The organism is Exiguobacterium sp. s181 (genome assembly GCF_018617125.1).
GTDB lineage: Bacteria > Bacillota > Bacilli > Exiguobacteriales > Exiguobacteriaceae > Exiguobacterium > Exiguobacterium profundum.
Genome location: NZ_JACSJM010000001.1, coordinates 1,085,746 through 1,101,577 on the forward strand (window position 1 = coordinate 1,085,746; position 15,832 = coordinate 1,101,577).

Annotated in this window: 17 protein-coding genes; 11 read left to right on the forward strand and 6 right to left on the reverse strand. The window is 46.9% G+C overall.

The window, feature by feature from the left end; translation table 11 throughout:
* Window positions 1-660 precede the first annotated feature (660 nt).
* Together KNO70_RS05630 and KNO70_RS05635 are read right to left on the reverse strand one after the other, a co-directional pair.
* Entirely contained in the window at window positions 661-1,209 is a 549-nt protein-coding gene (locus KNO70_RS05630) for a DUF4256 domain-containing protein (protein ID WP_078147039.1), read from the reverse strand.
* A gap of 141 nt (window positions 1,210-1,350) precedes the next feature.
* Window positions 1,351-2,508, reverse strand: a complete 1,158-nt coding sequence (locus tag KNO70_RS05635) for an MFS transporter (RefSeq protein WP_214757366.1) — start codon at window positions 2,506-2,508, stop codon at window positions 1,351-1,353.
* Between the two features lie 256 nt (window positions 2,509-2,764).
* On the opposite strand from KNO70_RS05635, the gene KNO70_RS05640 reads away from it, so the two are divergent.
* The gene (locus KNO70_RS05640) at window positions 2,765-3,358 is read left to right on the forward strand and encodes a GNAT family N-acetyltransferase (RefSeq protein ID WP_214686898.1); all 594 of its coding nucleotides are present in this window, start codon (window positions 2,765-2,767) and stop codon (window positions 3,356-3,358) included.
* Between the two features lie 34 nt (window positions 3,359-3,392).
* On the forward strand, window positions 3,393-3,953 hold the full coding sequence (locus tag KNO70_RS05645) for a histidine phosphatase family protein (protein WP_078147036.1): 561 nt from the start codon (window positions 3,393-3,395) through the stop codon (window positions 3,951-3,953).
* A gap of 84 nt (window positions 3,954-4,037) precedes the next feature.
* Here KNO70_RS05645 and KNO70_RS05650 read toward each other — a convergent pair whose 3' ends face one another.
* A complete protein-coding gene (locus KNO70_RS05650; protein ID WP_214757360.1) occupies window positions 4,038-5,042 on the reverse strand; it encodes a tyrosine-type recombinase/integrase in 1,005 nt (334 codons plus the stop codon).
* 101 nt (window positions 5,043-5,143) lie between these two features.
* Between KNO70_RS05650 and hflX the strand changes: the two genes are divergently transcribed.
* The 4 genes from hflX to glnA all read left to right on the forward strand — a co-directional run bounded on the left by hflX (window position 5,144) and on the right by glnA (window position 9,577).
* Window positions 5,144-6,391: a GTPase HflX gene (gene hflX, locus KNO70_RS05655; protein WP_214811455.1), complete on the forward strand. Its 1,248-nt coding sequence runs from the start codon at window positions 5,144-5,146 to the stop codon at window positions 6,389-6,391.
* Between the two features lie 2 nt (window positions 6,392-6,393).
* Window positions 6,394-7,692, forward strand: a complete 1,299-nt coding sequence (locus KNO70_RS05660) for a methionine gamma-lyase family protein (protein ID WP_214811458.1) — start codon at window positions 6,394-6,396, stop codon at window positions 7,690-7,692.
* A gap of 92 nt (window positions 7,693-7,784) precedes the next feature.
* On the forward strand, window positions 7,785-8,189 hold the full coding sequence (locus tag KNO70_RS05665) for a MerR family transcriptional regulator (protein ID WP_078147032.1): 405 nt from the start codon (window positions 7,785-7,787) through the stop codon (window positions 8,187-8,189).
* A 47-nt stretch (window positions 8,190-8,236) separates the two neighbouring features.
* Entirely contained in the window at window positions 8,237-9,577 is a 1,341-nt protein-coding gene (gene glnA / locus KNO70_RS05670; protein WP_031423481.1) for a type I glutamate--ammonia ligase, read from the forward strand.
* An 89-nt stretch (window positions 9,578-9,666) separates the two neighbouring features.
* Here glnA and KNO70_RS05675 read toward each other — a convergent pair whose 3' ends face one another.
* From KNO70_RS05675 to lexA, 3 genes are all read right to left on the reverse strand, one after another.
* The gene (locus tag KNO70_RS05675) at window positions 9,667-10,542 is read right to left on the reverse strand and encodes an AraC family transcriptional regulator (protein WP_214811461.1); all 876 of its coding nucleotides are present in this window, start codon (window positions 10,540-10,542) and stop codon (window positions 9,667-9,669) included.
* A 191-nt stretch (window positions 10,543-10,733) separates the two neighbouring features.
* Entirely contained in the window at window positions 10,734-11,174 is a 441-nt protein-coding gene (locus KNO70_RS05680; RefSeq protein ID WP_078147030.1) for a metal-binding protein, read from the reverse strand.
* Entirely contained in the window at window positions 11,174-11,794 is a 621-nt protein-coding gene (gene lexA / locus KNO70_RS05685; RefSeq protein WP_214733559.1) for a transcriptional repressor LexA, read from the reverse strand. The genes KNO70_RS05680 and lexA overlap by 1 nt, the downstream gene beginning before the upstream one ends.
* Before the next feature lie 203 nt (window positions 11,795-11,997).
* Here lexA and KNO70_RS05690 point away from each other — a divergent pair, with 203 nt between their 5' ends.
* The 5 genes from KNO70_RS05690 (at window position 11,998) to KNO70_RS05710 (ending at window position 15,794) form a co-directional block, all read left to right on the forward strand.
* Complete coding sequence (locus KNO70_RS05690) at window positions 11,998-12,234, forward strand: hypothetical protein (RefSeq protein ID WP_012726458.1); 237 nt, start codon at window positions 11,998-12,000, stop codon at window positions 12,232-12,234.
* A 71-nt stretch (window positions 12,235-12,305) separates the two neighbouring features.
* Window positions 12,306-12,950, forward strand: a complete 645-nt coding sequence (locus tag KNO70_RS05695; RefSeq protein WP_214811464.1) for a YneB family resolvase-like protein — start codon at window positions 12,306-12,308, stop codon at window positions 12,948-12,950.
* 60 nt (window positions 12,951-13,010) lie between these two features.
* Entirely contained in the window at window positions 13,011-13,244 is a 234-nt protein-coding gene (locus KNO70_RS05700; RefSeq protein WP_078147028.1) for a DUF896 domain-containing protein, read from the forward strand.
* Between the two features lie 199 nt (window positions 13,245-13,443).
* Entirely contained in the window at window positions 13,444-15,435 is a 1,992-nt protein-coding gene (gene tkt, locus KNO70_RS05705; RefSeq protein ID WP_041917901.1) for a transketolase, read from the forward strand.
* 125 nt (window positions 15,436-15,560) lie between these two features.
* Window positions 15,561-15,794, forward strand: a complete 234-nt coding sequence (locus tag KNO70_RS05710) for a YneF family protein (protein WP_012726454.1) — start codon at window positions 15,561-15,563, stop codon at window positions 15,792-15,794.
* Window positions 15,795-15,832: the final 38 nt, after the last annotated feature.

Sequence of the window (15,832 nt, forward strand, 5' to 3'; positions counted from 1 at the left end):
AGTTTTTTAGTGGATTGGTCTATGAAATCGAGTATATTCAGATAGAGCACAGATGGGGTAAATCGAAATATAGCGCATTTCTTAATATTTCAATTACCGTAATTTTGTTTTAGATTACATATCAGAAATGAGGAAAGGCTATGTTTCAGCAAGGGATCTTTCAAGTGGGAATAGTATTAGATCGAGAGACGTTTTCGATTCTGACGATTTCACCACCATTCATCATAAATGTGATCTATAGTGTCTTGATTGTGATGTATGTCTTGTACTTTCAGAGTGAGGGTTGGAAAGGGAAATTGTGGAACGTTGTACTGATGTGCTACGCGCTCTTATTCATCTTTGTCTATATAGGAGCCTGGTTTGTGAGGCTGAAATACAACCTTACACCGAGTTTCAACGAGTCGTTCGCTCTCGAACCCTTTCCTGGATGGAAGATTTTTTCATACAATGGATTGAGAACGGTATAGAAGAACCGAATATGACAGCAAATGCGATTGCGTTTGGTGCGTTGCTGTTCTACTTCAGGAAGTTCAAGGGTAAATATACGTGGATATTAAGGCTTTTCGCAGTGATTCCTGTCAGCTTATTTTTCATCATATATATTCCGAAAGTCTTTAGTTGGTTATTGCAATAAAAAAGAAGCAAGGCGCAATGCCTTGCTTAAATCGTGATCATTCCTCTAAAACCTCGAGCGGCATAATAGGAATCTGCACCATTGTGGTAGACGAAGATGTGATCATAGCGACGGTCGCAGAACAGGGCGCCACCTTTTTGACGAATGGTGTCCGGTGTCTGAATCCAACTTGACGTCTTCAAATCGAATGCACCGAGCGTTTGTAAGTGTCGGTATGTTTCTTCATCGAGAAGGGTTATGCCCATCTGTTCAGATAGGGCGACCGCGCTTCCGGCGGGTTTGTTCTTCTTACGTGCCTCAAGAGCTGGTTCGTCATAGCAGAGACTTCGTCGACCGCTCGGACTCTCGGCTGAACAGTCGCAAAAAGCGAGGTCTCCGTTAGGGAGTCGAATCACGTCCGGTTCTCCGCCAGTCTCTTCCATCAAAGCGAGGGTGGTCAACTTATCTTGATTAATCTGAATTCGTTCCAATACGTCTGACCAGACGGCGTCAGGATGACGTTCAACGTTTTCGGTAAAGCGAGACTCTAAGGTATTTAGTAACTCGATGGTTTCTTCCTGTGAAAGTTTCGACATGGAAATCACTCCGATCATTTGTTTCTTTTAGTATACGATATGAATCGCTACAGGTTGTCTTTTCAATTGTGAGAATGGAGAATCTACCAGTTAGAAAATCATTTAAATAAGGCGCCCTCTCTTTGAGAAGGCGCCTGTTACTTATACAGAAGATGCGGTCAAAATGGACTGTTCGGTCAATCGCCCAATCCAGATTAACGGAAGGGTCAAAAATGCACCGAGAAGGTATACCGAATCAATCGGTAGCCTATCCGCAAGAAGACCGAACAATAAGCTTCCCATACTGAATGCGAGGGCATATCCCGTTTGTTGCACACTGTACACATAAGGAAGTTGTGTAGTCGAGATCTGTTCTTGAATGACGGTGTTCGTCTGAATGATGCGGATTTGTGTGGCTGCGCCTTGAATCACTAACGCCAAAATCGCAAACGCGAGATGCTCGGTCACGCCGAACAACAGAGCGGCAACAATGGATAAGACGGCAGTCGACGGTAGCGAGGGTGCTCGACGAGACCGATAAAGATAAGCACTCGCCGCGATCATACTAATCAAAAATGATGCGTTAAGCGTTCCCCACCAGCCTGTATCGACTTGCAGATGTCGCTCGAGATAGACGAGAAGCAACGCTGAAATCCAAAGCGTGTTGACAAATGATTCATACGTCACAAACCAAGTCACACGACGAGCGAATGGTGACGTTCTTACATAAGTAAGACTATCGCGTAAGGTAATCGATTCCTCCGTTCCATCATCGACGATGTCTTCCGTAAGCGATTGATAGAAGTAAATCGTCACAACCGTTGAAAGGCTGAAGAGAACGAGTGAAACGATTAATGCAAAGGCGCTAGACGAGAGAGAGACGAGCATCGTCCCGAGCGGCCACATCGCGAGTTGGATGAACTGGTTGGAACCTTGAACTAGGCTGTTCGCTTGTTGACGATTCGTCGCCAAACTTGGGATGAATGAGGCTTGAATCGGACGTGCGAATCCATCGAGAAATGCAATCCACATGACGAGGCCGAGAACAAGAATCGAATCCGTGAAGAGAACGAGAACAAGGGTGATCGTCTTCATCAGTTGTGACAGGACGAGCGTTTTCCCGAGCGAGTAGTGGTTGAGGATGCGGGCGAAAAAGAGTCCGCTGAGCGTCATACCGGCAGTCACGGCAATCGGGAAACTGGCCGCCATGAGAGCGGACCCAGTTTGTTGATACAGCAAGGCAATGAGCGCGACGATGTATAGGACATCGCCAATGTTTGCGAGCCATTGGCTAACGAGCAGTGTGTAAAACGATTTCATCACAAATCTCCTCCGAATCTATTTAATTTGGTAGGTTAGACGAATCGTTTTTACACATTTTCACCTCTTCATAAAATGATATTAAAATAATTATACAAAATTTGATTAATTCTGTAAACTTATCATATGGGTGAAATTGTCATAATAGAAGAGTGGAATGTTCAACAAGCTTTGATGGTAGTGGGTAAAAAGCAATTACGTGGGTTACTTTACGAAAGTGAATTGAAAAAATAATGAATGATAAGGATGGGACTATATGCTTGAATATAAACTAAATGATGATGTCACACTGAGAATGTTCAACACAGACGATGCGGACGAGTTATTTAAGCTCACGATTGCATCGAAGCCTTATTTGCGAGAGTGGCTTGGTTGGCTCGACTATATTGAGACGGTGGAAGACTCGAAGCAGAACATAGAGGGACGAATTAAAGGGTTGATTGAAACGGGCGGGCACCCAAAATCGTTCGCTTTGATGTATAAAGGAGCACTGGCCGGAACAATTGGATTTAACGAAATCGATCGTGGTATCCAATGTGGCACAATCGGATACTGGCTCGGACAAGAGTTTCAAGGGGAAGGCATCATGAGTCAAGCGCTCGAGACCATCATCGAGTATGGGTTTCAAGATTTGAAACTAAATAAAATTGAGATCCGAGTCGCGACAGAGAATGTGAAGAGTCGGGCACTTCCGGAACGATTCGGCTTTAAGAAAGAAGGGGTCATTCGAGATGCGGAGTGGCTGTATGACCGTTACGTCGATCATGTCGTCTACGGGTTGTTGAAACATGAATTTTTGCAGCTAAACCATCATTCTAAAGCTTTTGATGAGGCTGGACATCGTATGTAAACAACGACGAGACATTTTAAAAGGGGACTACTGAATGACAACCATATATTTTGTCAGACATGCACATTCTACCTATACACCAGACGAATTCGCCAGACCGTTATCTGAGAAAGGAATGCATGATGTTGCTGAAATTACAAACCTTCTAATCGATGAGGGGATCGATATCGTGACTTCGAGTCCATATAAACGAGCCGTTCAAACCGTAAAAGGCATCGCGGATTATCTTGGACAGGACGTTGTAGTGTCGGATGATTTGAGAGAGCGAACCTTGACTTCAGAACCGGCTAAAGACTTTACAAGCGCGATGGAGACCGTTTGGGAAAATCCTGCGTTCGCATGGGAAGGGGGAGAGTCGAACGATCAGGCTCAATCTAGAGGGGTAGAGGCTCTCATATCACTGCTCAGTACATACGAAGGGAAAAAAGTGGTGCTCGGCACACATGGAAATATTATGGTTCTCATGTTGAATTACTTTGATGAACAGTATGGATATGAATTTTGGAAAGAACTCGACATGCCGGATATCTATAAGGCGACTTTTGAGAACAACACATTAATGAGTGTCGAGAAGTTATATAAACCTCAAGGTTAGAAATCGATTGACTATAGATGGTAAGGATCAAGTTGTCTTCGTACCATTGGATAACCTGAAATCGTACAGACCAAGACCCGCCCTTCACGAGAGGGCGGGTCTTTCGTCTGACTCAAATAACTCAGTTCCGAACTCTTCATACGCCTGTTCATACCGGCGGAGGGAAGATTCCTTATGCATACAGGTGATATTCATCCGCTCGGATGGTGTCAGATCGGCCGCATATGTCTTCAACACATGGGCGTTTCGAAGCATCGATGGCGTGACGGAGCGCGCGAGTCCACTTCGTTCGTTCAACTGCCGCATCATCTTTGTGATCATGACGATCGTCAATTGCTTCGGTTGATTCTTCGCATACACCCAGCGGAACGTCATCCGGGCAAAATCGAATGAGACGAAGACCGGGTCTTCTGAATACCAACGTGGTCGTACCGGGGTCGGGATATCAGCCAGGTAATTCATGAGCAACGATTGATCTTCCTGTGACAGCTTCAACGTGAAACGGTTTCCGAGACGATCATACACGTCGAAGGTGTGATCGACCAGATGCAAGTCGCTCATTCGCAAACGAATGATGTGATGGACACGTAATCCATATTTATAGAAAAGCGTCACAATCAGTTCGTTCCGATTGACGAGATAAGGATGAGCTTGGAGCTGATTCTCACTCAGTCCTCTCGTCGAACGAATCGTTTGAACGAGTCGGTCGAATTCAGATTCGAGTGCGACTTGGTCGACTGTCAACGTATGTGCCGGTTGGGAATAGGCAAGCATCTTTTTACGAAGCGGATTTAAAAATTGAGTCAGGCTATTGATGACCGTGACGATTCTTGCGACGGTCGCCTGTTGATAGTGCTTCTCTTCGATTAAGAAGTCATTCACGAATGTCTTCCACGATTCGAGCGGAACGTCTAACCAGTCCGTCGGTTCGTTCAGTTCGACATTGTGGTCGTGAAAGTATTTATGCACGTCAATCAAGTCGTAGCGATATCGCTTAAGCGTCGAGGGTTGACGACCGCTGGCGCCGAGATGATAGAGGTACGTTTCAATAAATTCCGGGAGCGGGTAGTCTTTTCTTCGTTTCGTCATGGTCGAGCCTCCTTCTTCCTTTATCCTACCACAAACGGACGTTCTCGATACGCTGATTCGTGGTAAGATGGAAGGTGAGACTTTATGGAATGAGGGATTACATGATTGAACGTGAAAAAGTTGTCATCGTCGGTTGTCAGTTGCCTAGTACCGATGATTGGACATATGAACAGTCGATGGGCGAGCTCGTCGAACTCGTGGACACGGCGCAAGGCGAAGTCGTTGCCAGACTCGACCAAAAGCGTCAACAAATCGACCGTCGTACCTTTATCGGGAAAGGGAAAATCGAGGAACTCGCGATGCTCGTCGAACAGTTCGAGCCGGACTTATTGATTTTCAACGCCGAATTGACACCGGCACAGTCGAAAAACATTCGCATCGCCTTGAACGACCCAGATGAGATGAAGTTGATTGACCGCACACAGCTCATCTTGGACATCTTTGCGAGCCGTGCGCAATCGCGCGAAGGGAAATTGCAGGTCGAACTCGCGCAGATGAACTATTTGCTACCACGTCTCATCGGTCAGGGGACGCAGCTCTCGCGACTCGGTGGTGGAATCGGGACGCGTGGTCCTGGTGAAACGAAGCTTGAATCGGACCGTCGTCACATCAAGCGACGCATCGATGAAATCACGAAACAGCTCGAGGGGACATTCGCACACCGTGGACGTTACCGAGAACGCCGGAAAGAAAATCGCGTATTCCAAGTCGCGCTCGTCGGGTATACGAATGCTGGGAAGTCGACAATCTTTAACCGATTGACTGATGCCGACACGTACGAGCAGGATGAACTGTTTGCGACGCTCGACCCGTTGACGCGCGAGCTCGAACTTCCGCGAGGCGGGAAAGTGCTGATCACCGATACGGTCGGATTTATCCGTGACTTGCCGACGAAACTCGTTGCGGCGTTTCGTTCGACTTTGGAAGAAGTCGTCGGTGCCGACTTGATCCTCCACGTCATCGATGCATCGAACCCGCACTACCTGAATCAAATCGATACGACGAATGCGGTATTGGAAGAACTCGGTGCGAGTGAGGTACCTCAGCTCGAGGTATATAATAAGAAAGACCGTCTCACGAAAGACTTCGTCGGCGGACCACTGTTGATCTCGGCAATCGCATCGGAAGATATCGTGACGTTGACAGGAGCACTCGAGGATAAGATTGCGGACATTTTGACAAAAGTCCATGTCATCCTCCCGGTGACAGCGTTTGAACATTACCACCCGGCCAAAGAGGCGATGTATCGTCTTGAAGAGAGCTTTTTAGATGACGGTTCTGTCGAATTAGTAGGTTATATGAGAGAAGACACGCGTCTATACGCGACGCTAAAACAATTTGAGGTGTAAGTATGTGGCAAGAAAAGATTGAACATTATGATGCGCTCGCGCCGTTCGTAAAAAAAGCGGAGGCACGGGTCAAACCGTTTTTCGAAAGGATTGACGAGACGGCCGAATTCAACCAGTATCGCGTCCTAGAATCGTTTAAAAAGTATAAAGTGTCGGATTTTCATTTTAATCCGACGACGGGATATGGATATGACGATATCGGTCGAGACACGCTCGAGTCGATTTATGCGGATGTGTTTGGAGCCGAGCTCGCGCTATGTCGACCACAAATCATCTCCGGTACCCATGCAATCGGGATTGCCTTGTTTGGTGTCCTTCTACCAGGTGATGAGCTTCTCTATATCACAGGGAAGCCGTATGACACGCTTGAGGAGATTGTTGGCATCCGTGGCGATGGTCGCGGTTCGTTAAAAGAACTCGGTGTCCATTACGATACTGTCGAATTAAAAGAGGAACGTGAAATCGACATCGACCGCGTCATCGAACGGATCCGTCCTGAGACGAAACTAGTCGGGATTCAGCGATCGAAAGGGTATGCGAATCGTCGCAGTATTCCAGTCGATGAAATCAAAGTGGCCATCGAACGGATTAAAGCGGAACATCCGCATGTGTATGTGTTCGTGGACAATTGTTACGGTGAGTTTGTCGAGACGATCGAACCGACGCACGTCGGGGCTGACTTGATGGCTGGTTCCCTCATCAAAAACCCAGGCGGTGGATTGGCGAAGACGGGCGGTTATATCGCTGGTACAAAAGAGTTAATTGAACGGTGTTCGTTCCGTATGACGACCCCAGGTATCGGAAGTGAAGCCGGACCATCACTCTACTCGCTTCAAGAGATGTATCAAGGCTTCTATATGGCACCTCATACAGTCGCACAGGCATTAAAAGGGGCCCATTTGACGGCAAGTCTATTGTCCTTGATCGGATTTGAGACAGATCCCCACTATACGACCCCACGAACGGACTTGATTCAGTCGGTGACGTTCCGTGACCGCGATAAGATGATTGCGTTTTGTCAGAGCATCCAAATGGCATCGCCGGTCAATGCCCATGCGTTACCGGTGCCGGCCTATATGCCGGGTTATGAAGATGACGTCATCATGGCAGCTGGGACGTTCATTCAGGGTTCTTCCATCGAGCTGTCTGCCGATGGTCCGCTTCGGGCGCCGTACACGGCGTACGTTCAAGGTGGTCTGACGTATGCTCACGTAAAAGTCGCGCTCATGTTGGCGTTGAGCCAATTACACGGTAAAGGATTGGTCAAATTCAATGACCAAAATCAGCCGACACATTTGTAACTAATCTGTCATGTTAACTTTATTAACATCTATTGACAGGATTGTTGTCATATATTATTCTCACATTGTGAGACAGAAAAGGAGGGGTAAGGATGGCCGATCAATTTCGTCGCTCCAACCCGTTGTTTCCGATTGGAATCGTCCAAGATTTGACGCAACTGACAGGTAGACAGATTCGGTATTACGAAGAACAGGGTCTGATTTCGCCTAGTCGGACGGAATCGAAACGACGACTTTATTCCTTTAATGATGTCGAACGTCTACTCGCAATCAAGGATTACATTGATCAAGGCTTTAACTTGGCGGCGATTCGCCACATGTTAGAGCAAGAAGGTGAAAAAGAAGCGGAAGCATCTGCTCCGACCGCACCGGTCAGTGAAGCACCGAAGGTTTCGGAAAAAGAGTTACATCATTTGTTGAAAACACAGCTTCAAGAAGCCGGTCGTTTCAATAAGACGTCGCTCATTCAAGGTGAGCTTTCACGTTTCTATCGATAACGCCGCACACATCAACCATTACGCAATGTGAGAGGGGACATTTTACCATGGCCAGAAAAACGTTCACAAAAGAAGACATTAAACGCATCGCACAAGAGGAAGACGTACGCTTTATTCGTCTTCAATTCACGGACATCCTCGGAACAATCAAAAACGTCGAGGTGCCGATCAGTCAATTGGACAAAGCACTTGATAACAAGATGATGTTTGACGGATCGTCAATCGAAGGATTCGTCCGCATCGAGGAATCAGACATGTACTTGTATCCAGACCTCAACACGTGGGTTGTCTTCCCGTGGACAGATGGCAGCGGAAAAGTTGCTCGCTTAATTTGCGATATTTATAACCCAGACGGCACACCGTTCAGCGGTGACCCGCGCGGTACACTCAAGCGTAACCTTGAGAAGATGCAAAAACTTGGTTTCACAGCGTTCAACGTTGGACCAGAGCCAGAGTTCTTCTTGTTCAAAAAAGACGCATCAGGTCGCCCGACTCTTGAACTCAACGACCAAGGTGGATACTTCGACTTGGCACCAGTTGACCTCGGTGAGAACTGCCGTAAAGAGATCGTCATCGAACTTGAAAACATGGGCTTTGAAATCGAAGCATCACACCACGAAGTAGCACCAGGACAACACGAAATCGATTTCAAATACGCAGATGCTGTCACGACGGCAGATAACATCCAAACGTTCAAACTCGTCGTTAAGACGATTGCAGCGAAGTATGGTCTTCACGCGACGTTCATGCCGAAGCCGCTATTCGGTGTAAACGGTTCAGGGATGCACGCGAACATGTCACTCTTCAAAGGCGACACAAACGTCTTCTACGATCCAAACGGCGACATGGAACTTTCAGACACAGCTCGCGCGTTCACAGCCGGTATCTTGGAGCACGCTCGTGCCTTCACGGCAGTATGTAACCCGACTGTCAACTCATACAAGCGTCTCGTACCAGGCTACGAAGCACCTTGCTATGTTGCATGGAGCGCACGTAACCGTTCGCCACTCGTACGTGTACCAGCGGCACGTGGTCTCTCGACTCGTATCGAAGTACGTTCGGTTGACCCGGCGGCGAACCCGTACCTTGCACTTGCTGCCCTCTTGGCTTCAGGTCTTGACGGGGTCGAAAAGGATTTGAATGCACCTAAACCAATCGATAGCAACATTTACGTGATGGACAAGCCAGAGCGTGTAGCAAACGGAATCGACGATCTCCCGGCCACACTCTTCGACGCACTCGAAGTCCTTCGTGCGGACAAAGTCGTGATGGACTCACTTGGTGAGCATATCGGTGAACATTTCCTCGAGTTGAAAGAAATCGAGTGGGATATGTTCCGTATGCAAGTAACAGAGTGGGAACGCGATCAGTACATGACGCTCTACTAAATAGAAGAGATACATTAAAGAGTATGGAGCATCCCTCAATTTGGGTTGCTCCATACTCTTTTTGATAAATCATAATAGCGGAGATATCTTTATGATTCCGACTCTTCTCTAACCTTCACAGGGACCCAAACCTCGCTATATACGTTGTCATATCCTGTTTCTATTTTGCTAAATGAAATGCTTGGCAAGTCTTGAAGTGCGTATCCCGAAGAAGGTAACCATTCTGCATAGGTTCTTGCCATCGTCTCTTGTAGAGTGCTTGGGAATGGTCCGGTGTTCGGGAAGATTGCCCATAAACTTTTTGGGATTGAGATCACTTCGACATCGTCATACTTAATTTCTCTTGTCGTGGCAAAACCGATCATATGTGTCAAATAACCTTCTTCTTCTAAGTGACCGTCATCAAAGTTGAACGATACGTTCAAGGCACGATGCGGATATAAATTGCCCAATTCATGCATGTGAGCCCGTTGCTGTTCCGTAATCGACTTCGCGAGTTCCATGATTTCTTCGTTGACTCCCTCGAATTGAATAGGGACACGCTTTGAAACTCCAACGATTTGAAAAGCTTCTTTTTCTTCTAACTTGAACTCCATTGATGTTCCTCCTTTTATATCGATATAAAACGTGAAGCGAGGGAACGACTTTTGAATGTGATTCTTCATGACTTCAGAAGGCAAATGACCAGACCAATCTCGAAACGCTCTGGAAAACCCTTCGACCGATTGATATCCATAGAGATATGCGATTTCTGTTACGCTTGAACCATGAACCAATTTTTCATTTGCGATAGAAAACCGTCGATTTCGTATATAAGTGTGAAGTGTCATTCCTGACATATACGAAAACATTCTCTTAAAATGATGAGCAGATAGTCCGGTGATTTTTGTGATCTCTGAATCTAAGAGTTCTTCCGTTAAGTGCTGTTCGATAAAGTCCATCAGCTCATTTAATGCTTTTACCATCAAGTTCTCCTCCTTCATAGTTTGACAATATCGGATTTCTTCCAACTCATCTCGATAATTTGCGTGCAGGAAAGATCGGGTCGTATTAGTTTAAGCATTTCATTCATAAAATGGATACCCTATAACACGTTATCATTCCAATTAAAACAAAGGACCACCTTCTGTACTTCACGAAGGTGGTCCTTTGTTGGTTAAAACGCTTTTTTGAAAAACGTTGAAGTATAGTCGAGCGTCGTATGCAGCGTCGTAGCAAACACGAGCCCTAAAAAGAAAGACATGCCATGAATGTCCACCCATGAGCGGATTGCCTCTTCGTATGCCGTGAAGGGCAAGATCAGCACGAGCGGGAAGCCGATATACGCAATCCGAATCACATCACTCAAAGCAGGTAAGTGTGAGAAGAGCGAACGGTGCGGCATAAGCTTTACGTAAGGGAGCCAAATCAATTTGAGTGGTCCCCATCGATAATAGGCGTCTGATTTCAAATCGAGGTCCGGGGAGAGCCAGAGTGTACCGATGATGGCACCGATGATCAAAGAGAACGGAACATCGATTTCAAGAAAAGGCGTGGCAACCGCGAGTGCTCCGGTTGCCACGAGATTCGTACGGGTATGGGTCTTGCCACTAGCCATTAATGAATCGTCCGGTATACACCGATAACCTTCCCTAAAATCGAGACGTTGTCAAAATACATCGCTTCTAACTCGTCGTTCTCCGGTTGAAGGCGAACCTTCGAAGCTTCTTTGTAAATTCGCTTCACGGTCGCTTCGCCTTCTTCCGTCATGGCGACGACAATCTCTCCATTGTCGGCCGTGCTCTGTTGGCGCACGAGCACCCGGTCCCCGTCCAAGATGCCTGCGTTGATCATCGAATCCCCAGAGACAGACAACATGTATACATTATCTGACCCGACGATATGTGCCGGGAGCGGGAAGTGTTCTTCCACGTTCTCGATGGCGGTGATCGGTGTCCCGGCAGTGACCTTCCCGATGACCGGTACGTACATGACGGACTCTTGCTCTTCTATTGACGGCATATCGTCAGTCAAAATTTCAATCGCGCGAGGTTTCGTCTTATCTCGACGAATCAATCCGCGTTTCTCTAAACGATCTAGATGACCGTGTACGGTCGAACTAGATGCTAAACCGACGGCTTCTCCAATTTCACGAACAGAAGGCGGATAACCTTTAGCCCGTACTTCGTCTTTGATGAAATCAAGAATCTGTTGTTGTCGCGCTGACATTTTTTTCATTATGTTCACCTCGATATAATCGAATAACCTGCAATCGCATCCTATTCTTTATGTGTCTAGTGTAACACAAGAACACATGAGCGTACAAACATTCGTTCGTTTTTTTGTGTTGACCGAACACGGGTTCTTGTTTTATGATGAGAACAGATAAACGAACAAACGTTCTAACGAACATATATTCTTATACGGGAGGCAATTCAATCATGAAAGACACACTCAACGGAATCATTTTAGTCGGGATGCTCTTGGTCGGGATGTTCGCTTTTTATTTGGCTGGTGAAATGCGAGGGGAACCAAAAGTTGTCGATCCGGTCGTCACGTCAGAGCGGACGATTGAACAAGAGGTCGCATACGTCGAAGCGGAATCGCTCGAAGCACAGATCATGGCAGAGCGTGAAGAGCATAACGAACGAAAAATGAAATGGTATGCCGCTGAGTGATTGTTCTTCATTGCGAACTATTATTGAACTGTGTATCGTAACAAATGAATGCAATGAAAGGGAGTGGTGCGATGCGAGTCGTCATCTATTGCCGGGTATCGACGAACAAGTCTACCCAAGAGACATCACTCATTCGGCAAGTCGAAGAATTACAGCAGCTGGCTTCGGGATTAGGGGCCGACGTCATAGATGTCATCACAGAGCAAGAGAGCGGTTATGAAGTCAATCGGCAAGGGCTACTTGATTTACTTGACCATGTATCCACTTCTCAGCTCGATGCTGTTCTCGTCACGGATGACAGTCGTTTAGGACGAGGGAATGCCAAGATTGCGATCTTGCATACTCTAATGAAGCATGACGTGCGATTGCTGACGATGCAGTCGACGTCGGACTATGTCGTTTCCGATGCCGAGAAGATGGTATTGGAGATTGTCAGTGTTGTCGAAGAGTATCAGCGTAAGATTCATAACGCTAAAATTTCTCGTGGGATGCGCCGTGCCGTCGCCAACGGATTTAACCCACAGCGCAATATTCAAAATAACGATCAAGGCGGGCGACATCGAATCGAAGTGCCGATTGAAGAGATTATTCAATTACGCGAGCGTGGCTTGACGTTTGCTGAGATTGCGGCGACCCTTCGAGGATTTGGTTATGAAGTCTCGAAAGCGACCGTCAATCGACGTTATCTCGAGCACCAGTCAGTAGCTGAAACTTGATTCTTCCTCTTTGATTTTGTAAAGTATAAGAACAAATTCACTAGAGAGGGGGCGAGTCAGATGTTAGCACCAGGACAATTGGAGCGAATCAATTTCCTCGCCAACAAAGCGAAGACAGAAGGACTGTCTCAAGACGAAATGAACGAGCAACAAGACTTGCGTCAAGAATATTTGAAGGCGTTTCGTCAATCGTTCAAATCACAAATGATGGGGATGAAAGTCGTCGACCCAGATGGGAACGACGTTACCCCAGAGAAGTTGAAAGAAGACCAAAAACGTTATCGCGGTGAGTGATCCCGAATGCACATCCTATTTCGTATAGGATGTGCATTTTTGTTATACACGAACACGCATCAGACGAACGGATTACACATTATTTCATGCAATAGAAGGAAACGATTTCATCAAATGTGTTATACTAATTAATTAGTTGTGACACACGATTGAGTGTGATAAAATATGACGGGTAGAAAACCTTCTTAACACAGAGAGGATGAAATTAGTGGAAACAACTACTAAAGAATTATTAGCGATTAACTCGATTCGGACGCTCTCAATTGATGCGGTCCAAAAAGCGAACTCTGGTCACCCAGGGATGCCGATGGGCGCTGCCCCAATGGCGTTTACACTTTGGACAGATAAAATGCGTCACAACCCGAAAAACCCGAACTGGTTCAACCGTGACCGTTTCGTGCTTTCAGCGGGTCATGGATCGATGCTCTTGTATTCGCTCCTTCACTTGTCTGGCTATGATTTGTCGATGGACGATTTGAAATCATTCCGTCAAATGGACTCGAAAACACCTGGTCACCCTGAGTACCGCCACACGGCTGGGGTAGATGCGACAACGGGCCCACTTGGACAAGGGATTGCGATGGCTGTCGGGATGGCCATGGCAGAGAAACACTTAGAAGCGACTTACAACCGCGACGAGTTCAACGTCGTTGACCACTACACGTTCGGCATTTGCGGTGATGGAGACTTGATGGAAGGTGTGTCTGCTGAGGCGGCTTCTCTTGCAGGTCACTTGAAACTTGGTAAACTCGTCGTTCTTTACGATTCAAACGACATCTCTCTCGATGGCGACCTTCATAAGTCATTCTCTGAAAGCGTAGAAGACCGATTCAACGCTTACGGATGGCAAGTTATTCGTGTCGAAGACGGAACGGACATCGATTCAATCGCAAAAGCGATTGATGCTGCGAAAGCAGAGACGTCGAAGCCGACATTGATCGAAGTCAAAACGGTCATCGGATTCGGTTCACCGAACAAGTCGGGTAAATCGGCATCACACGGTGCGCCACTTGGAGACGCTGAAATCGAATTGACGAAACAGTTCTACAAATGGGAAGGCGAGTCATTCTACGTTCCAAACGAAGTATATGACTTATTCAACGAGAAAGTTGTCGAGCCTGGTGCGAAATATGAGTCAGACTGGAACGAACTCGTTGAAGCGTATAAAGCGGCACACCCTGAGCTCGGAGCACAGTTCGAGCGTGCGATGAACAATGAGCTTCCTGAAGGTTGGGATAGCGAGTTGCCGACATTCGAAATCGGTTCGAAAAAAGCAACACGTCAAACGAGCGGTGAAGTGTTAAACGCAATCGCAAAAGCAGTACCGACACTCTTCGGTGGGTCGGCTGACCTTGCCGGATCGAACAACTCGATGATCAAAGGTGCGGCAGACTTCGATGAAGATCCAGCTGGCCGTAACATCTGGTTCGGTGTTCGTGAGTTCGCGATGGCTGCAGCTGTGAACGGTATGGCCCTTCACGGTGGTGTCCTTCCTTACGGTGCGACGTTCTTCGTCTTCTCGGATTATCTCCGTCCTGCAGTCCGTCTCGCAGCACTTATGGGACTTCCATCGACGTTTATCTTGACGCACGACTCAATCGCAGTCGGTGAAGATGGCCCAACGCACGAGCCGGTCGAACATTTGATGAGCTTCCGCGCGATGCCGAACCTCTCTGTTCTTCGTCCTGCTGACGGCAAAGAAACGATTGCAGCTTGGAAACAAGCAGTGACATCGAAAACGACTCCTTCACTTCTCGTCTTGACTCGTCAAGCGTTACCAGAACTCGAAGGTACATCTATTGAAACGGCAGCAAAAGGAGCTTACGTCGTTGCAGGTGAATCGAAAGATGCAGACGTTCTCTTGCTCGGTACAGGTTCTGAAGTACACGTTCTCGTTGAAGCGCGTGAACAGCTCGCGTCAGAAGGTGTGAAAGCGGCAGTCGTCTCGATGCCATCATGGGAACTCTTCGAAGCGCAATCTGCAGAGTACAAAGAATCTGTTCTTCCATCTTCAGTCACGAAACGTGTATCACTTGAAGCGGGTGCGACACTTGGATGGTACAAATATGTAGGATTCGGTGGTAAAGTGCTCGGAATCGACAAGTTCGGAGCATCTGCACCTGGTGACCTCCTCATGAAAGAGTACGGCATGTCAGTCGACAACGTCGTCAATGCAGTAAAATCACTTTAATCTCAAGTTAGATTGTTGTGACGGCCAATTGTTTGGCCGTCACTTTTTTTCTGGACGACTAGCGAAGTTGTTCAATTTAGTGTATAGTAAAAAACGATGTTTCATATGGTAGAGGAGGTAAAGCCTTGAGTACATTATTCTGGATTCTTCTTGTCGTGGCAGCACTCATCGGGGGGATCGCGATCGGATTCTTTATCGCGCGTAAATACATGATGAACTACCTTGAACAGAACCCGCCAATCAATGAAGATATGATTCGTACGTTGATGATGCAGATGGGTCAAAAGCCATCACAGAAGAAAGTCAACCAAGTGATGCGCGCCATGAACGTGCAGATGAAAAACGAAAAGAAATCATAATCAATCACGAAAGCACTTCGGTTCCCGAAGTGCTTTTT